This is a genomic window from Bradyrhizobium sp. BRP20, assembly GCF_020194215.1.
GTDB classification, from domain to species: domain Bacteria; phylum Pseudomonadota; class Alphaproteobacteria; order Rhizobiales; family Xanthobacteraceae; genus Bradyrhizobium; species Bradyrhizobium yuanmingense.
Window position 1 is genome coordinate 69278 of sequence record NZ_JADYVY010000009.1, and the last position, 25531, is coordinate 94808.

The window sequence follows — 25531 nt, forward strand, 5'->3', positions numbered from 1 at the left end:
CAAGATGTCGCTATTCTGGCGCCGAGGGAGCCGGAACATTGCGGGGCTGGAGCGGAGCAGATGGCAGCGAAAGCGGATCAGCGCGGAAATAGCCGGGTTATTTTCGAGCGCGGGTTTTCAGCCCAGATGATGGGAATCGACGGCACCTGGCGGCGCGACTGCACCATGGAGGACGTCTCCGAGACCGGCGCCAAGCTGACCATCGACGGCTCGGTCGAAGGCCTGCATCTGAAGGAATTCTTTCTCCTGCTGTCCTCCACGGGGCTCGCCTACCGGCGTTGCGAGCTGGCCTGGGTCAATGGCGACCAGATCGGTGTCAATTTCCTGAAAGTGGGCGACAAGAAGAAAAAGCTACGTTCCACAGCCGTTGGGGCGTGACGGCAACACCCGTCGTACAACCGTCACGGCGGGTGGTTAAGGCGGTTGAGATGCGGTGCGGCAGATCGAGCCTCGTGTTAGGATTGCTGCGAACGCGAAAGATCCTGAGAAGGGGAAGGATGTCCGTCAAGCCGACCAAAGCCATGGTGCTCGCCGCAGGGTTTGGCCTGCGCATGCGCCCCCTGACGGACAAGATGCCGAAGCCGATGGTGCCGGTCGCAGGCCAGCCGTTGCTCGACCACGTGCTCGACAAGCTCGGCCAGGCCGGCGTGACCGAGGCGGTGGTCAACGTGCACTATTTGCCGGACCAGATCATCGACCACGTCGCATCACGCCAGCTTCCGCGCGTGACGATCTCCGACGAACGCGACCAGGTGCTCGGCACCGGCGGCGGCGTCGTCAAGGCGCTGCCGCTGCTCGGCGATGCGCCGTTCTTCCACGTCAATTCCGACACGCTGTGGATCGACGGTGTGCGCTCCAACCTGACGCGGCTCGCGGAAAATTTCGACCCTGATCGCATGGACATCCTGCTCCTGATGGCGCCGACCGCGACCAGCATCGGCTATGGCGGCCGCGGCGATTACGGCATGCTGCCCGACGGCGCCTTGCGCAAGCGCAAGGAGAAGGAGGTCGTTCCGTTCGTCTATGCCGGCGCGGCGATCATGTCGCCCGCGATCTTCGTGGACGCACCCAAGGGCGAATTCTCGCTGACGAAGATGTTCGATCGCGCGGGCGAGCAGGAACGGCTGTTCGGCCTGCGCCTCGACGGCGTCTGGATGCATGTCGGCACGCCCGACGCCGTGCACGCCGCGGAAGAGGCGTTTTTGGAGAGCGTGGCGTAGGGGCTGCCTCGAAGAGGCCGTAGCCCGGATGGAGCGTAGCGTAATCCGGGGCCTCTCGCCGCGGAGCAGCATCCCGGATTGCGCTGCGCTCCATCCGGGCTACGAACCTCGGCGAACAGCGGGGACGACTCCTCCTCCACCCATGACCATTTGACCCCGCCTCCCTATATTGCCTGATCCTTCGAATCAGGCAGCCCATGCGCGTCTTCAGCGTTCCCATCTCAGTTCCGTTCCTGCGCACGGTCGTCACCGCCCTGCTCGATGGGCGGCTGGTCGAGGGATTCGAGGCGCGCAAGGAACCGGCGCGGCTGGCGGACGCCACGCTGTATCTGCCGACGCGGCGCGCCATGCGGATCGTGCGCGAGATCTTCCTCGACGAGATGAAGGCGGATGCCGTCGTGCTGCCGCGCATCGTCGCGCTCGGCGATATCGACGAGGACGAGCTCGCTTTCGCGGGCGAGAGCGAGCAGTTTTCCGGGACCGCGCCGCTCGACATTCCGCCGCGCCTGGGCGAGCTCGAACGGCGCCTGACGCTGGCGCAGCTCGTCGCCGCCTGGGCCAAGGGCCCGGTGCTGGCGCCGCTGGTGGTGGGCGGCCCCGCCTCGACGCTGGCGCTGGCGTCCGATCTCGCGCGCCTGATCGACGACATGGTGACGCGCGGCGTCGACTGGAGCGCGCTCGACGGCCTCGTGCCTGATAACCTCGACCGCTACTGGCAGCACTCGCTCGAATTCCTGCGCATCGCCCGCATCGCCTGGCCCAATCATCTCACCGAGATCAACCGGATCGAGCCGGCCGCGCGGCGCGACCAACTGATCGAAGCGGAAGCCAAACGGCTGATCGCGGATCCGCATGGCCCCGTCATCGCGGCCGGCTCGACCGGCTCGATGCCGGCCACCGCAAAATTCCTGCGCGCGGTCGCTTCGCTCCCGCATGGCGCGGTGGTGTTGCCGGGCCTCGACACCGATCTCGACGACGATTCCTGGCGCAGCATCGGCGGCGTGCGCGATGCGCTCGGCAAGTTCGCGGAACATCCGGCCTCGAACCATCCGCAATACGCCATGAATGCGCTGCTGCAACGCTTCGGCATCAAGCGCAGCGACGTCGAGATTTTGCAGCCGCCAGCGGAAGACGGCCGCGACCTGCTCGCGTCGGAATCGATGCGGCCGTCCGCCAAGACCGAGGTCTGGCACGACCGGCTGAAGCAGCCCGATGTCGCCGCGAAGATCGCGGGCGGCATGAAGAACCTCGCGGTGGTCGAAGCGCCCAATCCTGAAATGGAAGCGCTCGCCATCGCCATCGCCATGCGCGAGGCCAGACACCTGGACAAATCCGCGGCGCTGGTCACGCCCGACCGCGCCCTGGCGCGGCGGGTGATGGCGGCGCTGACCCGATGGGATCTCGCCTTCGATGATTCCGGCGGCGACGTCTTGATGGAGACATCCGCTGGCACGTTTGCGCGCCTCGCGGCGGAGGCGGCGACCAAGGGCCTGGAGCCGCCGACGCTGCTGGCGATGCTGAAGCATCCGCTGTGCCGGCTCGGCCGCGCGCCGGGCGCGTGGAAGATGGCAATCGAGAGCCTGGAGCTTGCGCTGCTGCGCGGCACGCGCCCGCCGGCAGGCACGGCCGGCCTCCTGCGCGAGTTCAACCGCTTCCGCGAGGAGCTGGCAAAGCTGTGGCGCAGCGAGGTCTCCGCACTGCATCGCGCCGAGCCGCGGGCGCGTCTCAAGGCCGAGGATCTCGATCGCATCCAGGCTCTGATCGACGCCCTGCAAGAAGCATTGGCGCCGATCGAGAGCCTGCCGCCGGCGAAGCCGTATGATTTCGCGGAGCTTGCGCATCGGCATCGCGAGATCATGATCGAGCTGTCGCGCGACGATCAGGGCATTCCGCTCGCCTTCGAGGATCGCGATGGACTCGCGCTCGCCGGCGCCTTCGACGATCTCTTGCGCGGCGGCACGACCAGCGGATTGCTGGTGCAGCTAGCGGATTACCCGGACGTCTTCCAGACCGCGTTCAGCGATCGCGCGGTGCGGCGGCGCGACAGGCCGGGCGCGCGGCTGCAAATCTACGGCCCGCTGGAATCGCGCCTGATGCAGGCCGACCGCATCATCATTGGCGGCCTGATCGAAGGCGTCTGGCCACCGGCGCCGCGCATCGATCCCTGGCTCAGCCGGCCGATGCGCCACGAGCTCGGGCTCGATCTGCCGGAGCGCCGCATCGGCCTGTCCGCCCATGACTTCGCGCAATTGCTCGGCGGCGACGAGGTCATTCTCACTCATTCCGCAAAGGCCGGCGGCGCGCCGGCGGTGGCCTCGCGCTTCCTTCATCGGCTGGAGGCGGTGGCCGGCGATGAGCTCTGGAAGGCGGCGGTTCGCGCCGGCGAGACATATGTGCAGTTCGCCGCGGCGCTCGACCAGCCCGACGACGTCAAGCCGATCAAGCAGCCGGAGCCCCGGCCGCCGCGCGCGACACGGCCGCTCAAGATGTCGGTCACCGAGATCGAAGACTGGCTGCGCGATCCCTACACGATCTACGCCAAACGCATCTTGAGGCTCGATGCGCTCGACCCGGTCGACATGCCGCTCTCGGCCGCCGATCGCGGTTCGGCGATTCACGATGCCATCGGCGAGTTCACGGAGAGCTATGCGGCGCGTCTGCCCGACGATCCCGCGCGGGTGCTGCGCGCGATCGGCGAGAAGCACTTTGCACCGCTGATGGAGCGGCCCGAGGCACGGGCGCTGTGGTGGCCGCGCTTCCAGCGCATCGCGCGCTGGTTCGGCGAATGGGAGATGGCGCGGCGCGAGGCGATCGTGGCGATCGTCGCGGAGACCCGTGGCGAGATCTCGATCATGCTCGATCCTCAGCGCAGCTTCCGCCTTTCTGCGCGCGCCGACCGCGTCGAACGCCGCCAGGGCGGCGGCTACGCCATCCTCGACTACAAGACCGGCCAGCCGCCGACCGGCAAGCAGGTCCGCATGGGCCTGTCGCCGCAGCTGACGTTGGAAGCCGCGATCCTGCGCGAGGGCGGCTTTCCCGACATCGACGCCGGCGCCTCCGTGAGCCAGCTCGTCTATGTCCGCCTCAGCGGCAACAATCCACCCGGCGAGGAGCGCATCCTTGAGCTCAAGTACAAGCCCGGCGACGAGCCGCAGCCGCCGGACACCGCGGCCGCCGAGGCGAGGGCAAAGCTGGAAGCGCTGATCCGCGCCTTCGAGGACGAGAACCAGGCCTATACATCGCTGAACCTGCCGATGTGGGCGAATCGCTACGGCACCTATGACGACCTTGCCCGGATCAAGGAATGGTCCGCGGCCGGCGGGTTGGGGATCGAGGAATGGTGAAGGCGCCGCGTCCCATCCCTGACGAGGTGCGAGCGCGGCAGGCGCGCGCCTCCGATCCGACTGCATCGGCCTTCGTCTCGGCCAATGCCGGCTCGGGCAAGACGCATGTGCTGGTGCAGCGCGTGATCCGCCTGCTGCTCTCGGGCGTGCCACCGGAGAAGATCCTCTGCATCACCTTCACAAAAGCTGCCGCCGCCAACATGGCCGAGCGCGTGTTCACCACGCTCGGTCATTGGGTGACGCTGGACGATGACGCGCTCGACGCGGCGATCCGCGCGGTCGGCATCCCGCATCCCGGCGCAAAGCTGCGCCGCGACGCGAGAAAACTGTTCGCCTGCGCGCTGGAGACGCCGGGCGGGCTGAAGGTGCAGACCATCCACGCACTGTGCACCCGCCTGCTCCAGCAATTTCCGTTCGAGGCCAACGTTCCCGCGCGCTTCGCCGTGATCGACGAGCGCGACCAGACCGACATGATGGAGCGTGCCAATCTGAAGGTGCTGCTGGAAGCCGCGCGCGATCCGGAGAGCGTTACCGGCCGCGCGCTGCTGACGGCGATGGCGAGCGCCGCCGATGTCACCTTCAAGGAGGTCGTGCGCGAGGCGTGCCTCAGCCGCGATCATTTCATGGCCTGGACCGACCGGGCCGGCAATGCGGAAGCCGCAGCGGCGCAGATGGCTGCGGTGCTGGGCGTTGACATCGGCGACCGTATCGAAGCCGTCGAGACGGAAATTCTCGACGGCCCGTTCCTGCCGCGCGCGCGCTGGGACGACATTGCCTTCGCGCTGGAGGACGGCAGCAAATCCGACAATGACCAGGCGGGGCGGCTGCGCGCGGCAAAGATGTTTTCCGGCAGCGATCAGGTCGATGTCTATATGTCCGTCTTCCTCACCGACGACAAGCTGCCGCGCAAGGCAGTGCTGACCAAGAAGTTCTGCGATCACAATCCGTCCGTGGCCCGCCTGTTCGAAGCCGAGGCGCAGCGCCTTGCAGGGCTGATCGAAAAGCGCCGCGCCGTGACGGTTCGGGACCGCACCGCGGCCCTGCTGCATATCGCGACAGCGGCCGCCGCGAATTACCGCCGCGAGAAGCAGGAGCGCGGCCTGCTCGACTACGACGACCTCATCGACAAGACGCTGGCGATGCTGGACCGCATCGCCTCGGGCTGGGTGCATTACAAGCTCGACCGCGGCGTCGATCACGTATTGATCGACGAGGCGCAGGATACCAGCCCGCGGCAGTGGGAAATCATCGCGCACATCATCTCCGAGTTCACCGCCGGCGAAGGTGCGCGCGAGGGGCTGAACCGCACCATCTTCGCTGTCGGCGACGAGAAGCAGTCGATCTTCTCGTTCCAGGGCGCAGCTCCCCACGAGTTCGACGCGCGCAGGCGCGAGCTGCATCGCAAGTTCACCGCCGCCGGCCTGAAATTCGATCCGGTCGCCTTCACCTATTCGTTCCGCTCGGGCGCGACGATCCTGCATTCGGTCGACCACGTCTTCCGCGATCCCGCGATCTACAAGAGCATCCATTCGGTCGACATCGGCCATCCCCTGCACAATTCGCTGAGCGATGCCGGCCCGAGCGTGATCGAGCTGTGGGATCTCGCCGAGGCCGACGATCGGCAGGACATCGAGGGCTGGCGTGCGCCATTCGACGGCGTCGCCGTCACCAGCCCCGAGGTCAAGCTTTCCCGACGCATCCAGGCCGAGATCAAGCGGCTGGTCGAGAGCGGCACGCTGACCGGGCACGAGGGCGAGCGTCGTCCTCTTCGCTATGGCGACATGCTGATCCTGGTGCGCCGGCGCGGCAACGCATTCGACGCCGTGATCCAGGCGCTGAAGCACGCTGGTATCCCGGTCGCCGGCGCCGACCGCCTCAAGCTGACCGAGCACATCGCCATCATCGACCTGATGAACCTGGCCGACGCGCTGCTGCTGCCGCAGGACGATCTCGCGCTCGCGGTGGCGCTGAAGTGCCCGCTGTTCGGGCTCGATGACGACGATTTGTTCCAGCTTGCGTGGGACCGCAAGGGATCGCTGCGCCGCGCGCTGGGCGACCATGCGGCCACAAGCGAGAAATTCACCACGGCGTTGCGACGCCTAGAATCCTGCGAGATCCGCGCCCGCGAGGAGACGCCGTTCGCGTTCTACGCCTGGCTGCTGGGCGGCGATGGCGGGCGTGCGCGCATCCTGCGCCGGCTCGGCCACGAGGCCAATGACGCGCTCGACGAATTCCTGGAGCTCGCGCTGAACTACGAGCGCAAGGCGCCGGCTTCGCTGCAGGGCTTCATGGCCTGGCTCCGCTCGGCCGACACCGAAGTGAAGCGCGACATGGAGATCTCGCGCGACGAGGTGCGGGTCATGACCGTGCACGGCGCCAAGGGCCTCGAGGCCGCGGTCGTGTTCATGGTCGACACCACGTCCTCGCCCGCGGACTCGCAGCGGCTGCGGCTGATCCAGGTACCGCGCGGTAATGGCGGCGAGGTCGTGGTCTGGGCCGGCCGCAAGGCCGACGATCCCAGGCCTGTCGCCGAGGCGCGCAAGGCGATGCTGGAGGAGACCGAGGACGAATATCGCCGCCTGCTCTACGTCGCGATGACGCGCGCGGCCGATCGGCTGATCGTCGGCGGCTGCATGCCCGGCAACATGAAGACGGTGCGCAAGCTGAGCTGGTACGACCTCGTCGACACCGGGCTCAAAGGCTCGGGCCTCGACAAGCAGGTGATCGAGACGCCGCTCGGCAAGGTCACCCGGTTCGCCCGTCCCGAGGACGTCGCGGCGCTGGGCGCGCCGGCGGCCTCCGTGCACCAGACCATCGCGCTGCCGGAGTGGCTGCGGACACCGGCCCCGCGCGAGACCATCGACGAGGATCCCGTGCGCCCCTCGGGCCAGCCTGCCGAGGAGGGCCGCAGCGTCCGATCGGGCGAATCGGTGCAGTCGCGCGCGCTGGCGTTGCAACGCGGCACGCTGGTGCATCGCCTGTTGCAATCGCTGCCCGAGATCGCCGGCGAGCGCCGGCGCGAGGCCGCGCTCGGCTTCATGGCGCGCAACGCCGCGGACTGGCCGGAGGCCGATCGCATCGCACTGGCCGACAAGGTGCTCGCCCTGATCACGGAGCCGCGTTTCGCGCCCGTCTTTGCCGCCGGCAGCCGGGCGGAGGTCGCGATCGCCGGGCGGCTGGAGCGGCCGGGCCGCACGCCGGCCCTGGTGTCGGGGCAGATCGACCGGCTGGTCGTGCGCCCCGAGGAGGTCCTGATCGTCGACTTCAAGACCAACCAAGCAGCGCCTAAAAGCGCGGCCGAGGCGCCGGCGACCTATGTCCTCCAGCTTGCGCTGTACCGGGCGGTGCTGTCGCGGCTTTATCCCCAAAAGCCGGTCAGGGCCGTCCTGCTCTGGACCGAGGCCCTTGAATATATGGAGATTTCGCCCCCCGCGCTGGACGCGGCGCTGGCATCCCTTCATCTCGGTGTGAGCGTCCTTGACCCGGCAAGGGGCCGTTCATAGGTTGACCCCATGATCCCGGGCGCGATTCCAGGTCGCGCCGATTCTCTTTCAACCGAGTGAGGTACTCCCAATGGCCGTTAGCAAGGTTTCCGACGCCGATTTCGAAGCCGAAGTGCTCAAGGCGAACGGCCCCGTGGTCGTCGATTTCTGGGCCGAATGGTGCGGCCCCTGCCGCATGATCGCACCCGCACTCGACGAGATCGCCGGCGCGATGGGCGACAAGGTCAAGATCGTGAAGCTCAATGTCGACGAGAGCCCGAAGACCGCCTCGAAGTATGGCGTGATGTCGATCCCGACCCTGATGATCTTCAAGGGCGGCGAGATGGCCTCGCGCCAGGTCGGCGCTGCGCCGAAGGCGAAGCTGCAGCAATGGATCACCTCCGCGGTCTGATCCACTGGCGCAGGATTATTGGCGCAAGATTATTTTCGACAACGGCCGGCGAAAGCCGGCCGTTTGGCGTTGATGGGGCGTGTTCAGCGTATGACGAGTCCCGCCCTTGCCTGCTCCTCCCCGAAAGCGCGACCGCAAGCCCACCGCTCTCGCCGCAATGGAGGCGCGTTCGGTCGACGCGATCCCGCGCGGCGGTGAATGGCAATATGAACCCAAGTGGGACGGCTTCCGCTGCCTGTTGGCGCGCAACGGCAGCAACGTCGACCTGCGCTCCAAATCCGGCGAAGACCTCGCGCGCTACTTCCCGGAAGTCGTCACTGCTGCCTTGGAGCTGAAGGCCGACCGTTTCACGCTCGACGGCGAAATCGTCGTGCCGCACGGCAAGAGCTTTTCCTTCGACGCGCTGCTGCAACGCATTCATCCGGCGGCAAGCCGCGTGAAGAAGCTCTCGGTGGAGACACCGGCGCTCTACCTCGTCTTCGATCTGCTCGCGACATCCGGACAGAAGGGCCTGGCTGAGAAGACGCTGCGCGAACGGCGGCCGGCGCTGGAAGCCTTCGCGAAAGCCAACCTCAAGGGCAGCCTCTTCCGTCTTTCGCCGACGACGACGAGCTACGCCACAGCCAAAAAGTGGCTCGCGCAATCGGGCGGCGGCTCGGACGGCGTCATCGCCAAGCGGATCGATCTGCCCTATCAGGCGGGAAATCGCGACGGCATGCAGAAGATCAAGAAATTCCGCAGCGCCGATTGCGTGGTCGGTGGCTTCCGCTATGCCACCAACAAGATCGCCGGCCGGAACGTCGTCGGCTCGCTGCTGCTCGGGCTCCACGACGATGACGGCCTGCTGCACCATGTCGGCTTCACCTCGGCGATCAAGGCGGAGGCGAAGCCTGGTATGACCGATCGGCTCGAAGCACTGATCGGCGAGCCCGGCTTCACCGGCAACGCGCCGGGCGGGCCGAGCCGCTGGTCGACCGAGCGTTCCGCAAAGTGGTGTCCGCTCAAGCCGAAGCTGGTGATTGAGGTCTGCTACGACCATTTCAGCGGCGAACGCTTCCGTCACGGCACCTCAATCCTGCGCTGGCGCCCGGACAAGGCGCCGCGGCAATGCACGTTCGAGCAGCTGAAGCAGAAGGCGGCCGATCCGATGAAGCTGTTGAAGTAGCCCGTAGCCCGGATGGAGCGGAGCGTAATCCGGGAATCATGCCCCAAGCAACGATGGCCCCGGATTGCGCTCCGCTCCCTCCGGGCTACGCAGCAACACCTACTTGATCCACCCCGTCGCCAGCGCGTTCGCAAGCTCCGGCTGACCATTGCGGCGCGCCAGCGCGGCCATGGCCTCGTGATCGTAGGCGACGTGGCGGAACGTCACCTGCCAGGCAGCATCGGCACGTTCGAGGATCGCATAGCGCGCGTGCGGCGTGCCGGCCTCGACCACATGCGGGTACGGATGCTTGTCGCGAAAGCCAGGGCTGCCGACGCTGCCGGGATTGACGATCAGCCGGCCATCACGCAGGCGCACCGCGCGGGCGAGATGGGTGTGGGCGCACAGGATCAGCGATTGCGTGATGCCTTGGGCGAGTGGCTCGATGTGGTCGAGCGCGGACAGCGCCACCGTGCCGTCGGGATGCACGCTGTCGAGCCAGTACACCTCGTCATTGTCTGGCGTCGCATGGCAGAGAAACACCTGCTCACGGAAGACACGCGTCATCGGCTGCGCGCGCAGCCAATCGAGGTGGGCGGCGTCGAGCTGTTCGTAAGCGGGGCGATCCCACGAGCCCATTTTCTCCGGCGGACGGTCGAGCAGATAGCGGTCGTGATTGCCGAGGACGTGCACGGCGTCGAGCGGTATCAGGATCTCGATGGTGCGGCGCGCATCGAGCGGGCCACTCAGCATGTCGCCGAGATTGACGATGTCGGCAATACCGAGCGCGCGGATGTCGGCGAGCACGGCCTCCAGCGCGAGATAGTTTCCGTGGACATCGGCAATCGCGGCGAAGCGCATTGGCATTTCCTGTAGCCCGGATGGAGCGCAGCGTAATCCGGGACCTTCCTTGCTTGTGGCACGATCCCGGATTGCGCTTCGCTCCATCCGGGCTACGGCAACCTCTATGCAGGCGGCGTGCCGTTGATGGCCAGCACGTGGCCGGCGAGATACAGCGAGCCGGTGATCAGGATCCGCGGCGGCAGCTCGTAGGCGAGCTGCGCCAGCGCGCGCAGGGCGGCCTCGACGCCGGGGGCAGGCTCGACGCGCATGCCGAGGCTGCGCGCGGCATCGGCGAGACGGTCGACCGGCATCGCATTCTCCGTGTCGGGAATCGGCACTGCGATGATGTGGCGGGTGAGGCCGGCGAAATTGGCGAGGAAGGCGTGCGCATCCTTGTTGGCCATCATGCCGGCGATGATCACCAGCGGCCGCGACACCCGCTCCTCGAGGTCCCCGAGCGCGGCCGCCGCAACGCGCCCGCCCTCGGCATTGTGGCCGCCGTCGAGCCAGATCTCCGAGCCCTGCGGACCCCAGGACAGCAACTCGCCCGAGGTGAGGCGCTGCATCCGCGCCGGCCAGTCGGCACCGACGATGCCGGCCTCGAACGCGGCGTGATTGACCTTGATGGTCGGCAGCGCGCGCAACGTCGCGATCGCGAGCCCGGCATTGGCGAACTGGTGGCGCCCGAACAGACGCGGCGCCGGCAGATCCATCAAGCCGCGGTCGTCGGAATAGACCAGACGCCCGCGCTCGACATTGACGTGCCAGCTCTCGTTTGCGGCGAACAGCGGCGCGCGCATGCGCCGCGCCTGCGCTTCGATCACGGCCATCGCCTCCGGCATCTGCTCAGCGCAAATCACGGGCACGCCGCGCTTGATGATCGCGGCCTTCTCGCCGGCAATCGACGCCAACGTATCGCCGAGGAAATCCATGTGATCCATGCTGACGGGCGTGATCACAGAGGCCGCCGGCTGATCGACCACGTTGGTCGAATCCAGCCGGCCGCCGAGGCCGACTTCGAGCAGCACGATGTCGGCCGGGTTCTGCGCGAACAGCAAGAAGGCAGCCGCCGTCTTCAGTTCGAACAATGTCGCGGCCTCGCCGGCATTGACGCGCTCGACCTCTTCCAACGCCGCGCGCAGTTCGTCGTCGCCGACGAGCACGCCGCCACTGAGGCGGCCAAGCCGGAAACATTCGTTGATGCGGACGAGATAAGGGGACGTATAGGCGTGGACGCGAAGACCTGAGGCCTCCAGCGTCGCGCGCAGATAAGCGAGGGTCGAGCCCTTGCCGTTGGTGCCGGCAATGTGGATCACCGGCGGCAGCTTGCGCTCGGGGTGGCCGAGCCGCTCGAGCAGACGGTGCATCCGCTCCAGCCCGAGATCGATGCGCTTCTGATGCAGGGCCGACAGCCGCCCGATCACGTCCTCGAGCGGTGTCTTTGCACTGTCAGGGGAGACGTTCACGCGTGCGGCGCTGCCGGCGCCGTCTCGGCGGCGGATACGATCTGCGCCGGGCTCGCGACCGGCTGCACGGACTTCGATGCACCTTCCTGCGCCGGCGCCTTGGTCAAGAGGCGGCAGAGCCGCGCCAGGGTCGGGCGCAGCTCGTGGCGATGCACGACCATGTCGACCATGCCGTGCTCCTTGAGGTACTCGGCGCGCTGAAAGCCTTCAGGCAGCTTCTCGCGGATGGTTTGCTCGATCACGCGCGCGCCGGCGAAGCCGATCAGCGCGCCGGGCTCGGCGATCTGCACGTCGCCGAGCATCGCATACGACGCGGTGACGCCGCCGGTGGTCGGATTGGTCAGCACGACGATGTAGGGCAGCTTTGCCTCGCGCAGCATCTGCACCGCAACGGTGGTGCGCGGCATCTGCATCAGGGACAAAATGCCTTCCTGCATGCGTGCGCCGCCGCTCGCGGCGAACACGATGAACGGCGACTTCTTCTCGACCGCGAGCTCCATCCCGCGCACGATGGCTTCGCCCGCGGCCATGCCGAGCGAACCGCCCATGAAGTCGAAATCCTGCACGGCGACGACGACGGCGGCGCCTTCGAGCTTGCCGTAGCCGACCTTGACCGCATCGTTCAGATTGGTGCGCGCCCGCGCATCCTTGATGCGATCGACGTATTTCTTCTCGTCGCGAAACTTGAGCGGATCAGGCGTGACCTCCGGCAGCGCGACGTCGAACCAGGTCTCGTTGTCGAAGATCGACTTGAGACGCGCCACCGCGCCCATGCGCATGTGGTAGTTCGAGCCGGGGATGACGAACTGGTTGGCTTCGACGTCCTTGTAGAACACGAGCTGTCCGGAATCCGGGCACTTGATCCACAGGTTCTCCGGCGTCTCCCGCCGCAGCATGTTGCGGATCTTCGGCCGGACCACATTGGTAAGCCAGTTCATGGTTTGCTCCGATGTGCGATCCCGCTGGGAATCGCCTGAAGGATATATGGCGGCCGGACATCTGCCCGGCAAGCCGCCGTGTCGCCCGCGTTAGAGCATGATCCGGAAAAGTGTGAAGCGGTTTTCCGACCAGATCATGCCCAAACTAAAGAGCTACAGCGGAATTATGGCCTATTCCGCCGCCTGCTGCGCGCCCTTGACGCCCTGGGCCAGAGCGGCCGTCAATTCGGCGACGGCGTTAACGGTCTTGGCGGTCGCCCGTCCCTCGGCATCGAGGCTGTTCTTGAGGGCGTCCACCAGCGCGGTGCCGACCACCGACCCATCGGCCTTCTCGGCAATGGCGCGCGCCGCCTCCGGCGTGCGGATGCCGAAACCGACACAGATCGGCAGCCTGGTATGCCGCTTGATGCGCGCGACAGCTTCGCCGACGGCATTGGCGTCCGCCGCCGCTGCACCGGTGATGCCGGCGACCGAGACGTAATAGACAAAGCCTGATGTGTTCGCGAGCACCGCAGGCAGGCGCTTGTCGTCAGTGGTCGGCGTCGCCAGGCGAATGAAGTTAAGCCCCGCCTTCAGCGCGGGAATGCAGAGCTCGTCGTCTTCCTCCGGCGGCAAATCGACGATGATCAGGCCGTCGACGCCGGCCGTCTTGGCATCAGCCAAGAACTTGTCGACGCCATAGATGTAGATCGGATTGTAATAGCCCATCAGCACCAGCGGCGTGACATTGTCGTCCTTCCGGAAGTCGCGCACCAGCTCCAGCGTCTTCTTCAAGGTCATGCCGATCTTGAGCGCACGCAGGCCTGCAGCCTGGATCGAAGGACCATCCGCCATCGGATCGGTGAAGGGAATGCCGAGTTCGATGACGTCGGCGCCGGACTTCGGCAGCGCCTTGACGATCTCGAGCGAGGTCGCGGGATCGGGATCGCCGGCCATCACATAGGTGACAAAGGCCGCGCGGCCTTGGCTTTTCAGCTCGGCAAAACGGGTATCGATACGCGTGGTCACTTCTTGCCCCTCAGGATGTCGCCGACCTGCGGGACGTCCTTGTCGCCGCGGCCGGAGAGATTGACGACCATCAGGTGGTCCCGCGGCCGCTTCGGCGCGAGCTCCATCACCTTGGCGATGGCATGCGCGGGCTCGAGCGCGGGGATGATGCCTTCGAGCTTTGACAGCAGCTGGAACGCGGCGAGCGCCTCGTCATCGGTCGCGGAGAGATAATTGACGCGGCCGACCTCGTGCAGCCAGGAATGCTCGGGGCCGATGCCGGGATAATCGAGACCGGCCGAGATCGAATGCGCGTCCTGGATCTGGCCGTCGGCATCCATCAAGAGATAGGTGCGGTTGCCGTGGAGAACGCCGGGACGGCCGCCCGCGATCGAGGCCGCATGCAGCTGCGTCAGGCCATGGCCGGCGGCTTCGACGCCGAAGATCTCGACGGAGGGATCATCGAGGAACGGATGGAACAGGCCCATCGCGTTGGAGCCGCCGCCGATGCAGGCCACCAGCGAATCCGGCAGGCGCCCCTCGATCTCCTGCATCTGCGCCTTGGTCTCGTCGCCGATGACCGACTGGAAATCGCGCACCAAGGTCGGATAGGGATGCGGACCGGCCACCGTGCCGATGCAATAGAACGTGTTGTGCACGTTGGTGACCCAGTCGCGTAGCGCCTCGTTCATGGCGTCCTTCAGCGTGCGCGTGCCCGACTGCACCGGCATCACCTTGGCGCCCAGCATCTCCATGCGGATGACGTTGGGCTGCTGCCGCTCGACGTCGACGGCGCCCATATAGACCACGCATTCGAGGCCAAAGCGCGCGCACAGCGTCGCGGTGGCAACGCCGTGCTGGCCCGCGCCGGTCTCGGCGATGATGCGCTTCTTGCCCATGCGCCGTGCCAGCATGATCTGGCCGAGCACGTTGTTCACCTTGTGCGAGCCGGTGTGGTTGAGCTCTTCACGCTTGAGGTAGATCTTGGCGCCGCGGAGATGCTCGGTCAGGCGCTCGGCGAAATAGAGCGGCGAGGGCCGGCCGACATAGTTCTTGAGGTAGCCGTTCATCTCGGCCTGAAACGCCGGATCGGCCTTGGCCGCGGTGTAGGCCTTCTCCAGGTCGAGGATCAGCGGCATCAAGGTTTCGGCGACGAAGCGCCCGCCGAAAATGCCGAAATGGCCGCGCTCGTCGGGGCCGCTGCGGTAGGAATTTGGCTTGGCAATGTTCATCGGACGCTCAACTCTTGACTGGCATCTTTGCTGGCGCGCGCGGCGCGGATGAAGGCCTTGATCATCTCTGGGTCTTTCACGCCGGGAGCGCTCTCGACACCGGAGGACACGTCGACGCCGCTGGCGCGGGTGACACGAAGGGCCTCGGCGAGATTCTCGGCGTGCAGCCCCCCCGAAACCATATAGGGCAGTTTCAGATCGAGCTTTTCGAGCAGGTGCCAGTCGAAGGGCTCCCCGAGGCCGCCGGGCCGCGTCGCGTCCTTCGGCGCGCGCGCATCGAACAGGATGCGATCGGCGACCGCGGCGTAGCCGGGCAGCACCGCGAGATCGGCCGCTGTCGCGACCGGGACCGCCTTCATCACCGGGCGGCCGAAGCGTTGCTTGAGGTCGCGCAGCCGCGCCACGCTCTCCCCGCCGTGGAGCTGGAAGATGTCCGGCGACAGCGCGTCCATGATGTTGTCGAGCGTTGCGTCATCGGCATCGACCGTGAGCGCCACCTTGAGCGCGCGCCGCTTGACCTGACGGCCGAGGTCACGGCCGAGTTCCAGGGACAGGTGCCGGGGCGACGGCGGAAAGAACACGAACCCGACCATGTCGGCGCCCGCCTCGAGCGCCGTTTCGAGCGTCTCGGGCGTGGACAGGCCGCAGATCTTGACGAGCAGGGACATGGTCTCAAAGCGGGTAGAGGCCGCGGGTCCGCGGCCGGAAAACGGGGCTTTTCGGTCGGGGCCGCTTCTACAACGTCGCGCGCTGCTTGTCTCGCCCGACGGGCCCGTACAGGCCCATCCCGGAGGGAACGGGAAGGCGCTGGGACTCCGCCTTCGCTGCCGTCGCCTGGGCCCGCAGATCGGCCAGTTCGGCCCTGACGGCCCGGGCCTCCGCGTCATTCCGGCGCGCCGCGCGCCGCCAGCGCCGCTGGCCGAGCCAGACGGCGGAGCCGCCCGCGACAACGCCCAGGGCCGCCGCCAGGATCAGCAACAGGAACAGCGGCAGGGTGATCGACAGCGAGGGGTCGTCGGCAATGAAGGGGTCGAAGGAGACCGTGACGAAATGCCTGTTGGCGACGGCGAACGCCACCAGGATCAGGCCCAGCGGAAGTACGATCAGCGCGGTCAGGAACTTTCGCATCTGGCTTCGCTCGCCTTGAATCAAGCTTGCGGCCGCATCCTGTGCGACCGCGAAAAACCCCAAAGCGCGCTCACATCGCGCTCTAGTCTACGCCGCCGGGATCCGGATGGTCGCGGTTCAGCCGCTCGCGCATTTCCTTGCCGGTCTTGAAGAACGGAACGCTCTTCTGATCGACGGGCACATGGGCGCCGGTGCGTGGATTGCGCCCTGCGCGCGCAGGGCGATGCTTGACCGAGAAGGCACCGAAGCCGCGCAGCTCGACGCGGTCACCGCGTGCAAGCGCCGCTACGATCTCTTCGAGAATCGCATTCACAATGTTCTCGACATCCCGCTGGTACAGATGCGGGTTGTGCTCGGCGATACGCTGAACAAGTTCGGATTTGATCATCGAGAGATAGGACCCGGGAGCGTGCGGATGACCATTTCCGTGAAAATACCGTGATCTGTCAAGACGCTAAATCAAGGATGGGCGTCGTGAAAATGCGTGACAAATGCCGAAAAAGCGGGCTGCGCCAGCACGCGTCAGACGCGAAAAAGCTCTGAAACTCGCCTGCCGACGGTCAGTTGGACGCAGCCGGCTGCCACAAGGCCAGCATTCCATCCATTCCGAGCCGATCCACCGCCTGCGCGACGCCGGTTTGCCCGATCTGGTGCGCGATCGAGCCCAAACCGAGCGCTTCCAGCGTCAATGCGGCCGCCGTCTTCAGGAACGGCAGGTCGCCGAAGCGCGGCTGGAGCTTGTAGTCGCGCACCGGTAGCCCCTTCTTGACGCCCTTCTGCTCGACCAGCCAGGTCACGGCCGTCTTCTCGTCGCCGATCTGGTCGATCAGCTTGAGATCGATCGCCTGGCGCCCGGTGAAGACGCGGCCATCGGCGACTTTTTCGAGCTGCGTGTCATCCATGCCACGCCGCTCCTTCACCATCCCCTTGAACCAGGCATAGGAATCCTTCACCAGCGCATCGAGCGCGGCGCGCGCCTCGGGGCTGGTCGGCTCAAAACCGTTGGGCGCCGCCTTCAGCGGCGAGGACTTCACCTCCTCGACCTTGACGCCGATCGTCTTCATGAGCTCGGAGAGGTTGGGGTACTGGAACAGCACGCCGATGGAGCCGACCAGGGAGCTTTGCTGGGCGACGATGTGGTCGCTCGCAATCGCGGTGATGTAGCCCCCGGAGGCGGCCAGCCCCTCCACCACCACCACCAGCGGCTTTTTCGCCTTGAGACGGACCAGCGAGTCATAGAGCTGCTCGGAGCCTGCGGTGGTGCCGCCGGGCGAGTTGATGTGAACGATGACGGCGGCGGCCTGCGAATTCTCGAGCCGCTCCAGCGCCTGCGTGCGGTCGGAATCGCTGCGGATCAATCCCTCGATCTGGACGCGCGCGATCGAGCCGGCGGATGCGAGGGTGCCGCGTGCACCGGGCGTCGCAATCAGCGCGAAGGTTGCAATCGCCGCGATCGCGATCAGCGCCGCCATCACCCGCCAGAACGTCAGCTTGCGGCGGATCCTGCGGCGATCGACGATGATGTCCGAATCGAGCGACATCGGAATATCTCCAAATGAAAGATCAGGCGCGTTGTGCCGTCACGGCGTGACCATTGGCCTATCTCGATACATCAATTGCGGCGCAATTTGAAGAAAACAAGGCCTCGTGTGGGGCAAGCAAGTCGTCGCAGACTCGGTCGTCATCCCCGCCTAGTGCGCAATTGCGCACGGGGGCGGGGATCCATAACCCCAAGGAGGAGTCGTCGAGCGAGCTGGCAACTCCGAGTCTTCGTCAAACTCCTCCCTGGGGTTATGGGTCCCGGATCGGCGCTCCGCTTCGCGTCGCTTGTCCGGGACGACAGCGGAGTTCGTGGAGACAGCAACAAAAAAGCCCCGGCTTGCGCCGGGGCCTTGATGTCGCAAAACGGACGTTTCGCTTACTTGCTGTCGCGGTTCTTCAGCGCGGTGCCGAGGATGTCGCCCAGCGTCGCACCCGAATCCGAGGAGCCGTACTGCGCGATGGCTTCCTTCTCTTCGGCGACTTCGAGCGCCTTGATCGACACCTGGACCTTGCGGGCCTTCTTGTCGAACTGGATGACGCGGGCATCGACCTTCTCGCCGACGGCGAAGCGTTCGGCGCGCTGGTCGTTGCGGTCACGGGCGAGCTCGGAGCGCTTGATGAAGGTGGTGAAGTCGGTACCGGCGATCTTAACCTCGATACCGCTTTCCTTCACTTCGAGCACTTCGCAGGTCACGACCGCACCCTTCTTGACATCGCCCGGCTCGGCGAAGGGATCGCCTTCGAGCTGCTTGATGCCGAGCGAGATGCGCTCCTTCTCGACGTCCACATCGAGCACCACGGCCTTCACCATGTCGCCCTTCTTGTAGTTGTCGATCACCTGCTCGCCCGGAAGCTTCCAGTCGAGATCGGAGAGGTGGACCATGCCGTCGACGTCGCCCTCGAGGCCCAGGAACAGACCGAACTCGGTCTTGTTCTTGACCTCGCCCTCGACCACCGAACCGGTCGGGTGCTTCTCGACGAAGACCTCCCAGGGGTTGCGCATGGTCTGCTTGAGGCCGAGCGAGATGCGGCGCTTGACGGAATCCACTTCCAGCACCTGCACGTCGACTTCCTGCGAGGTCGACACGATCTTGCCGGGGTGCATGTTCTTCTTGGTCCACGACATCTCGGAGACGTGGATCAGGCCTTCGATGCCCGGCTCGAGCTCGACGAACGCACCGTAGTCGGTGATGTTGGTGACGCGGCCGGTGAAGCGGGCACCCAGCGGGTACTTGGCTTCGATGCCCTGCCACGGATCGTCCAGCAGCTGCTTCATGCCCAGCGAGATGCGGTGCGTCTCGTGGTTGATCTTGATGATCTTGACCTTCACGGTCTGGCCGATCGAGAGCACCTCGGTCGGGTGGTTGACGCGGCGCCAGGCGATGTCGGTGACGTGCAGGAGGCCGTCGATGCCGCCGAGGTCGACGAACGCACCGTAATCGGTGATGTTCTTGACCACGCCGTCGATGACCTGACCCTCTTCGAGGTTCTGCACCAGCTCCTGGCGCTGCTCGGCCCGGGTCTCTTCGAGCACCGTGCGGCGGGACACGACGATGTTGCCGCGGCGGCGGTCCATCTTCAGGATCTGGAACGGCTGCGAGTTGTTCATCAGCGGCGCAACGTCGCGGATCGGACGGATGTCGACCTGCGAGCGCGGCAGGAAGGCCACGGCACCGTCGAGGTCGACGGTGAAGCCGCCCTTGACCTGGTTGAAGATGACGCCGTTGACCTTCTCGTTGTTCTGGAACGCCTTCTCCAGCTTGCCCCAGCTCTCTTCGCGGCGCGCCTTGTCGCGCGACAGCACGGCTTCGCCGAGGGCGTTTTCAATGCGATCGAGGAACACTTCCACCTCGTCGCCGACCTTGAGGTCGCTCTCACGGCCGGGGCCGGAAAATTCGCGCAGCGCGACGCGGCCCTCGGTCTTCAGGCCGACGTCGATGACGGCCATGTCCTTTTCAATTGCAACCACCTTGCCCTTGACGACGGAGCTTTCCTGCAGGTTGCCACCTGCGAAGGACTCGTCGAGCATCGCGGCGAAATCGTCGCGCGACGGGCTATAGGTATCAGCAGAAGTCGAAGCCATTTGTTCTCCAGTTGCGGATGTCTTGCCGGCCGTTGGGTTCATGGGCGCATCGCGCGCGCAGTGTCGGAAGGTCCGCAAGACCTTCGAGCGACCGCTCGTTGCCCCGATCTAGCGACCAGAACAGCGGAAGCGGGCCGGCTGAGGCCCGCGCGTTCGATACGTTGAAAGCTTTGTCCGGAACCTGGATCGCGCCGGTCCCGAAACCGGGACGAAGCGTATCGACCTCAAAGAGCGGGAGCGGGCACTTCCTCCAATGACGGCGGCGGCTTAACCCCGCGACCGGCCCGCTCGGACAGCCTCGATAATGTCGATGGCGGCCCGGACGCCGCCTTCTATATCCAGTTGGGAGTTATCTAGCAAGTAAGCATCCGGGGCCGGTTTCAAAGGCGCAATCGGCCGATTCTTGTCACGTTCGTCACGCTGGAGGATGTCGGCGAGCACGGCCGCCTCGTCCGCCTCCTCGCCCCGCGCTTTGGCCTCCATGGTGCGGCGCCGGGCGCGGACCTTGGGGTCGGCGACCACGAAGATCTTCACGTCGGCATGGGGGCAGATCACGGTTCCAATATCGCGGCCGTCGAGCACGGCGCCGGGCGGATCGGCGGCGAACTGGCGCTGGAAATTGACCAGGACCTCGCGAACCCGAGGGATTGCCGACACGATCGAGGCTCCCTCGCCGGCCTTCTGGGTCTTCAGCGCAGGATTGCCGAACTTTTCGGGATCGAGCTCCAACGCGGCCTGCACCGCGGCCGCCTCATCGTTGAGATCGTGCCCTGATTGCATCAAGGAGTAGGCGACCGCGCGATAGATCACGCCGGTATCGAGATGACGATAGCCGTAATGGTGGGCGAGACGCTTGCCGAGCGTGCCCTTGCCCGAAGCCGCGGGCCCGTCGATGGCGATGATCATGAAAACTCGGCCCCTAGCGAACGCATCATCGGAATGAAATCCGGAAAGCTGGTGGCGATGAAGGCGGTGTCGTCGACGGTCACGGGCTGATCGGAGGCGCAGCCCATCACCAGCGCGGACATCGCGATGCGATGGTCCATATGGGTGGCGACAGTGCCGCCGCCCGGGACGTGGCCGCGGCCCTCCACGATCAGATCGTCGCCGGAGACCTCGACCTTGACGCCGTTGACGCGCAGCATGGCGGCGGTGGCTTCAAGCCGGTCGGATTCCTTGACGCGCAGCTCCTGCAGGGCGCGCATGATCGTGGTGCCTTCGGCGAACGACGCCGCCACCGCCAGCACCAGATATTCGTCGATCATCGACGGCGCGCGCTCGGGCGGCACCTCGACGCCGCGCAGCTTCGACGCCCGCACGCGCAAGCGCGCCATCGGCTCGCCGGCATCGCCGCGCACTTCGCTCTCCTCGATGGAGGCGCCCATTTCGCGCAGCGTGGTGAACAGCCCAGTGCGCAGCGGATTGGTCATGACGTCGGACAGCACGACATCGGAGCCCTCCACGATCAGCGCCGCGACGATCGGGAAGGCAGCCGAAGAGGGATCGGCGGGCACCACGACATTGGCGCCATGCAGCTCGGGCTGGCCCACCAGCGTGATGCGGCGGCCGTGCCGGCCTTCCTGGACCGAGGTGATGTCGGCGCCGAAATGCTTCAGCATCAGCTCGGTGTGGTCGCGGCTGGCCTCGGTCTCGATGACCGTGGTGGTGCCGGGAGCGGCGAGGCCCGCCAGCAGCACGGCCGATTTGATCTGGGCCGAGGCGACCGGGGTCTTGTAGACGATCGGCAGGGGGGCGCGCGCGCCCTGGAGGGTCAGCGGCAGGCGCCCGCCCTCGCCGCCGGCGGTGACTCTGGCACCCATCTTTTCCAGGGGATCGAGGATCCGGCGCATCGGACGGCTGCGCAGCGAGGCGTCGCCGTCGAACACCGCCGAAATTGGGCAGCCGGCGACGGCGCCCATGACCAGCCGGCAGCCGGTGCCGGAATTGCCGAAATCCAGTGCTGCCTTGGGCTGGGCGAAGCCTCCGACCCCGACGCCGTTGACGGTCCAGGCGAAATCGCCGGTGCGCTCGACGCTGGCGCCCAGCGCCTGCATCGATTTGGCGGTGTTGAGGACGTCCTCGCCCTCGAGCAGGCCCGAAATCCTGGTCTCGCCGACCGCGAGCGCGCCCAGGATGAGGGCGCGGTGGGAGATCGACTTGTCGCCGGGCACCCGTACTTTCCCGGTCAGGGGACCGCTGGCGCGAGACTGGAGCGGCCTCGGTTGATCGGAATGGGTCAAGATTGTGTCCTTGAATAGGCCCGGTGGGCTGGCGCGCAGGTACCACATGGTCCGCGCCCCGTCACGGGCATGTCGTTCTCCCGTAATGCGCTATTGACAGCGGGCCGCCAACTAGCCAAGTGAAGCACCGCTTTTCAGACATTCCCAGGATTCCTGCCGTGGCCAAGTCCGAACTCGGAACCAAACGTATTTGCCCGACCACGGGCAAGAAGTTCTATGACCTCAACAAGAATCCGGTGATCTCGCCCTATACCGGCGAAGTGGTGCCGATCGCCCCGGTCGCTCCTGCCCGCGGCCCCCGTGCGGCCGAGGCCCGCAACATGGCCCAGGACAACGCGCCGGAGCCGGCGGAGACCGAGGAGTTGGTCTCGCTCGAGGAGGCCGATGCCGAGGAGAACACCGGCAAGGTCAAGGCGGTCGTGCCCGAATCGGAGGACGATATCGAGGTCGACGAGACCCTCGATGACGATGATGACGACGATTCGACCTTCATTGCCGACGAAGAAGAGGGCGATGAGGACGTGACCGACATCATTGGTGATGTCGGCGGTGATGAAGAGACTTGAGATCAGCCCTGATCTGTGAAAAAGGGTGCACCGCGCGAGTCGGAAGGCTCGCCGGTCCGGGGTGATCGACCAGGTTCACTCCGTCTAGGGTTAAGGGGCCATAGCTCAGCTGGGAGAGCGCTTGCATGGCATGCAAGAGGTCGGCGGTTCGATCCCGCCTGGCTCCACCAGCCTTCGCTGGCTTCGCCAGCTACGGCTCGGCAAGCCAGCTCCGCTCCCTCGTGGCGAAGCTAGCGAAGGCTGCCGCGGCGATGTCGGGATCACTGACGACCTCCGCGCCCGACTGGCAAAGCACAATGCTGGCGAGGTGCCCCACACTTCGAAATACGGACCTTGGCGGCTCAAGACTTACGTCGCATTCAGCGACGAGAAGCAGGCCGTCGCATTCGAAAAGTACTTGAAGTCAGCATCAGGCCGCTCCTTCGCCAAGAAGCGGCTTTAGCCCCTACTCCCCGATCACCGCATTCAGCCGATCCCTCAGCGCGACGATCTCGTCTTTCATCGCGACCAGCTCCGACACCGAGCAGTCCGATGCCGCCAGGATCGATTGCGGCACGCTGCGGGCCTTTTCCTTCAGCGCATGGCCCTGCGGCGTCAGGGCGATCAGAACCTGGCGCTCGTCCTCACGCGAGCGGGTGCGCCTGACGAGATGGGCGGCCTCGAGGCGCTTCAGCAGCGGCGTCAGCGTGCCCGAATCCAGGAACAGCTTCTCGCCGATCTCCTTGACCGGCACGTCGTCGCGCTCCCACAGCACCAGCATGACCAGATATTGCGGATAGGTCAGGCCGAGCCGATCGAGCAGCGGCTTGTAGACACGGTTAAAGGCGTGCGTAGCGGAATAGACCGCGAAGCAGATCTGGTTGTCGAGACGAAGCGGGTCTACCGCCGTTGATTTCCGGGCCATGAAGAATCCTGCGCGTTTCTCCCATTCTGGGCCCGGCCGGCGCCAGATTCAATTGCGAACAATTAAATGTGAGGCGCGACGAATTAGATTGCGCGCAATCTAATTGTCTGCGATAAAGCTTACACCCCAACCCGGAAAGACCCGAGGAGACGACAATGTCTGTGAACGTCCTCTACAAGACCAGCGCCAAGGCCACCGGCGGCCGCGACGGCCATGCTGCGACCCTCGACGGCGCGCTCGACGTCAAGCTCACCACGCCGAAGGAGCTCGGCGGTGGCGGCGGCGCTGGCAACAATCCCGAGCAGCTGTTTGCGGCCGGCTATGCCGCCTGCTTCATCGGCGCGATGAAGTTCGTGGCCTCGCAGGGCGGCCCGAAGGTGCCTGCCGACGCCTCGGTCACCTCGACCGTCGGCATCGGCCCGCGCTCCGAGGGCGGCTTCGGCCTCGATATCGACCTCGCGGTCTCGCTGCCGGGCCTTGCCCGCGCAGACGCCGAGGCGCTGGTGGCGAAGGCGCATCAGGTGTGCCCGTACTCCAATGCCACGCGCGGCAATGTCGACGTTCGCCTGACGGTGGTCTGATCGGCAGCGCGGATTGGCTGGCCCGGGAATCCCCCCTCGGGCCGGCCGCATCCGAGGGAATTTGCCACCCCGCGGCATGGCTGCACGGCGGCGCATGCGGCTCCACGCTCGGCGCCATTGCTGGCGCAAACAAACCTCGCTAGGCCTGTGAGCCAATGATCGACACAGGGAAGCGAAGGCATGACTGAAGCAGCAACGGGCGCCATGAGCGGATTGCGCGTCATCGATCTCACGCGCGTGCTCGGCGGTCCCTACTGCACCCAGATCCTCGCCGACCACGGCGCCGACGTGATCAAGGTTGAGCCGCCCGCGGGCGACGAGGTGCGCGAATGGGGCCCTCCGTTCCACGAGGAGGATGCGGCCTATTTCGTCGGCATCAACCGCAACAAGCGCTCGATCGGCCTCGACCTCGCCTCCGAGGGCGGCCGAATCGTGCTGCTCAAGATGCTGGAGACCGCCGACGTCCTGATCGAGAATTTCAAGCCGGGCACGCTGGAGAAATGGGGCATCGGCAACGACGTCCTCAGCAAGAAATATCCCCGCCTCGTGCATTGCCGGATCTGCGGCTTCGGCGCCGACGGCCCGCGCGGCGGCAACCCCGGCTATGATGCCATCATCCAGGCCATGACCGGCATGATCGCGGCGACCGGCTCGCCCGAGAGCGGGCCAATGCGGATCGGCGTTCCCTTGGTCGACATCACCACCGGACTTTATGCGGCGATCGGCATCCTGATGGCGCTGTCGGAGCGGCAGCGGTCGGGCAAGGGCCAGTTCCTGGAGACGACGCTGTACGAGACCGGCCTTGCCATCATGCATCCGCACACCGCGAATTATTTCATGCATGGCAAGCCGCCGGGTCTCACCGGCAACGAGCATCCGAACCTCGTGCCTTACGCGATCTTCCCGACCAAGACCGACAACATCTTCATCGGCGTCGGCAATGACGGCACCTTCCGCAAGCTGGCGAAGGAGATCGGCAAGCCCGAGCTCGGCACCGATCCGCGCTTTGCCCGCAACAAGGACCGCATCGCCAATCGCGAGGCACTGCGCGCCGAGCTTGCCGCCGTGTTCAGCCAGCACGAGGCCGAGCCGCTGTGCAACCGCCTGCTCGCGGCCGGCCTGCCTGCAGGTCCCGTGCAGAAGATCGACCAGGCGTTGACCAATCCGCACACGATCGCGCGTGGCGATATTATCGAGAAGGACTGGTACAAGGGCGTTGCCTCGCCGATCCGGCTCGACCGCAGCAAGCCGAGCCTGCGCCGCGTGCCGCCGAAATTCAGCCAGCATGCGGCCGAGGTGCTGGGCGAGTTCGGCTACTCCAAGGCCGAGATCGACGCGATGGTCGAAAAAGGCACGGTCTGCGGTCCCGAGCGGAAACGCTGAGCTAAGGCGAGCGTCAACGGTGGTGCGCTCCCTCTC

General features: G+C 66.1%; 23 protein-coding genes and 1 tRNA gene. 11 read left to right on the top strand and 13 right to left on the bottom strand.

Features of this window, described 5'->3' with window-relative positions; translation table 11 throughout:
• The first annotated feature begins 60 nt into the window (after positions 1-60).
• The 6 genes from I6F33_RS21605 (at position 61) to I6F33_RS21630 (ending at position 9623) form a co-directional block, all read left to right on the top strand.
• The gene (locus tag I6F33_RS21605; protein WP_036024457.1) at positions 61-378 is read left to right on the top strand and encodes a PilZ domain-containing protein; all 318 of its coding nucleotides are present in this window, start codon (positions 61-63) and stop codon (positions 376-378) included.
• Positions 379-497: 119 nt separating this feature from the next.
• Entirely contained in the window at positions 498-1220 is a 723-nt protein-coding gene (locus I6F33_RS21610) for a nucleotidyltransferase family protein (protein WP_036024455.1), read from the top strand.
• A 197-nt stretch (positions 1221-1417) separates the two neighbouring features.
• A complete protein-coding gene (gene addB, locus I6F33_RS21615) occupies positions 1418-4564 on the top strand; it encodes a double-strand break repair protein AddB (RefSeq protein ID WP_225144101.1) in 3147 nt (1048 codons plus the stop codon).
• Positions 4558-8067: a double-strand break repair helicase AddA gene (gene addA, locus I6F33_RS21620; RefSeq protein WP_225144102.1), complete on the top strand. Its 3510-nt coding sequence runs from the start codon at positions 4558-4560 to the stop codon at positions 8065-8067. The genes addB and addA overlap by 7 nt, the downstream gene beginning before the upstream one ends.
• 70 nt (positions 8068-8137) lie before the next feature.
• Positions 8138-8458 (top strand): thioredoxin, encoded by a 321-nt coding sequence (gene trxA, locus I6F33_RS21625; protein ID WP_008540017.1) that lies wholly within the window; start codon positions 8138-8140, stop codon positions 8456-8458.
• A 157-nt stretch (positions 8459-8615) separates the two neighbouring features.
• Positions 8616-9623: an ATP-dependent DNA ligase gene (locus tag I6F33_RS21630; RefSeq protein ID WP_225144213.1), complete on the top strand. Its 1008-nt coding sequence runs from the start codon at positions 8616-8618 to the stop codon at positions 9621-9623.
• A gap of 99 nt (positions 9624-9722) precedes the next feature.
• Here the strand turns inward: I6F33_RS21630 and I6F33_RS21635 are convergent, their stop codons facing one another.
• From I6F33_RS21635 to aroA, 12 genes are all read right to left on the bottom strand, one after another.
• A complete protein-coding gene (locus I6F33_RS21635) occupies positions 9723-10463 on the bottom strand; it encodes a metallophosphoesterase (RefSeq protein ID WP_225144103.1) in 741 nt (246 codons plus the stop codon).
• Positions 10464-10567: 104 nt separating this feature from the next.
• Positions 10568-11911 carry a folylpolyglutamate synthase/dihydrofolate synthase family protein gene (locus I6F33_RS21640; protein WP_225144104.1) on the bottom strand — a complete coding sequence of 448 codons (1344 nt, stop codon included), beginning with the start codon at positions 11909-11911 and terminating at the stop codon, positions 10568-10570.
• Positions 11908-12849 (bottom strand): acetyl-CoA carboxylase, carboxyltransferase subunit beta, encoded by a 942-nt coding sequence (gene accD, locus I6F33_RS21645; protein WP_225144105.1) that lies wholly within the window; start codon positions 12847-12849, stop codon positions 11908-11910. The genes I6F33_RS21640 and accD overlap by 4 nt, the downstream gene beginning before the upstream one ends.
• 171 nt (positions 12850-13020) lie before the next feature.
• Entirely contained in the window at positions 13021-13857 is an 837-nt protein-coding gene (trpA, locus tag I6F33_RS21650; RefSeq protein ID WP_225144106.1) for a tryptophan synthase subunit alpha, read from the bottom strand.
• Positions 13854-15068 carry a tryptophan synthase subunit beta gene (gene trpB, locus I6F33_RS21655; RefSeq protein WP_225144107.1) on the bottom strand — a complete coding sequence of 405 codons (1215 nt, stop codon included), beginning with the start codon at positions 15066-15068 and terminating at the stop codon, positions 13854-13856. Before trpB ends, trpA begins: the two co-directional genes overlap by 4 nt.
• Complete coding sequence (locus I6F33_RS21660) at positions 15065-15736, bottom strand: phosphoribosylanthranilate isomerase (protein WP_036024441.1); 672 nt, start codon at positions 15734-15736, stop codon at positions 15065-15067. Before I6F33_RS21660 ends, trpB begins: the two co-directional genes overlap by 4 nt.
• 67 nt (positions 15737-15803) lie before the next feature.
• Positions 15804-16196, bottom strand: coding sequence for a lipopolysaccharide assembly protein LapA domain-containing protein (locus I6F33_RS21665; protein WP_036009133.1), 393 nt, complete (start codon positions 16194-16196; stop codon positions 15804-15806).
• Between the two features lie 82 nt (positions 16197-16278).
• Positions 16279-16584, bottom strand: coding sequence for an integration host factor subunit beta (locus I6F33_RS21670; protein ID WP_025032949.1), 306 nt, complete (start codon positions 16582-16584; stop codon positions 16279-16281).
• 172 nt (positions 16585-16756) lie between these two features.
• The gene (gene sppA, locus I6F33_RS21675) at positions 16757-17737 is read right to left on the bottom strand and encodes a signal peptide peptidase SppA (RefSeq protein ID WP_225144108.1); all 981 of its coding nucleotides are present in this window, start codon (positions 17735-17737) and stop codon (positions 16757-16759) included.
• A gap of 377 nt (positions 17738-18114) precedes the next feature.
• Complete coding sequence (rpsA, locus tag I6F33_RS21680) at positions 18115-19821, bottom strand: 30S ribosomal protein S1 (RefSeq protein WP_036009120.1); 1707 nt, start codon at positions 19819-19821, stop codon at positions 18115-18117.
• 267 nt (positions 19822-20088) lie between these two features.
• On the bottom strand, positions 20089-20727 hold the full coding sequence (gene cmk, locus I6F33_RS21685; protein WP_225142423.1) for a (d)CMP kinase: 639 nt from the start codon (positions 20725-20727) through the stop codon (positions 20089-20091).
• The gene (gene aroA / locus I6F33_RS21690; RefSeq protein WP_225144109.1) at positions 20724-22061 is read right to left on the bottom strand and encodes a 3-phosphoshikimate 1-carboxyvinyltransferase; all 1338 of its coding nucleotides are present in this window, start codon (positions 22059-22061) and stop codon (positions 20724-20726) included. The genes cmk and aroA overlap by 4 nt, the downstream gene beginning before the upstream one ends.
• Before the next feature lie 158 nt (positions 22062-22219).
• On the opposite strand from aroA, the gene I6F33_RS21695 reads away from it, so the two are divergent.
• The 3 genes from I6F33_RS21695 to I6F33_RS38630 all read left to right on the top strand — a co-directional run bounded on the left by I6F33_RS21695 (position 22220) and on the right by I6F33_RS38630 (position 23069).
• Positions 22220-22627 (top strand): TIGR02300 family protein, encoded by a 408-nt coding sequence (locus I6F33_RS21695; protein WP_036009126.1) that lies wholly within the window; start codon positions 22220-22222, stop codon positions 22625-22627.
• Between the two features lie 94 nt (positions 22628-22721).
• Positions 22722-22797 (top strand) — tRNA-Ala (locus I6F33_RS21700).
• Complete coding sequence (locus I6F33_RS38630; RefSeq protein WP_225144214.1) at positions 22758-23069, top strand: GIY-YIG nuclease family protein; 312 nt, start codon at positions 22758-22760, stop codon at positions 23067-23069. Before I6F33_RS21700 ends, I6F33_RS38630 begins: the two co-directional genes overlap by 40 nt.
• A 3-nt stretch (positions 23070-23072) precedes the next feature.
• On the opposite strand, the gene I6F33_RS21710 is transcribed toward I6F33_RS38630, so the two are convergent.
• Positions 23073-23531, bottom strand: coding sequence for a MarR family winged helix-turn-helix transcriptional regulator (locus tag I6F33_RS21710; RefSeq protein WP_074447577.1), 459 nt, complete (start codon positions 23529-23531; stop codon positions 23073-23075).
• A 155-nt stretch (positions 23532-23686) separates the two neighbouring features.
• On the opposite strand from I6F33_RS21710, the gene I6F33_RS21715 reads away from it, so the two are divergent.
• Positions 23687-24112, top strand: coding sequence for an organic hydroperoxide resistance protein (locus I6F33_RS21715; RefSeq protein WP_036009140.1), 426 nt, complete (start codon positions 23687-23689; stop codon positions 24110-24112).
• A gap of 180 nt (positions 24113-24292) precedes the next feature.
• Positions 24293-25495 carry a CaiB/BaiF CoA-transferase family protein gene (locus tag I6F33_RS21720; protein ID WP_036009143.1) on the top strand — a complete coding sequence of 401 codons (1203 nt, stop codon included), beginning with the start codon at positions 24293-24295 and terminating at the stop codon, positions 25493-25495.
• The last annotated feature ends 36 nt before the right edge of the window (positions 25496-25531 follow it).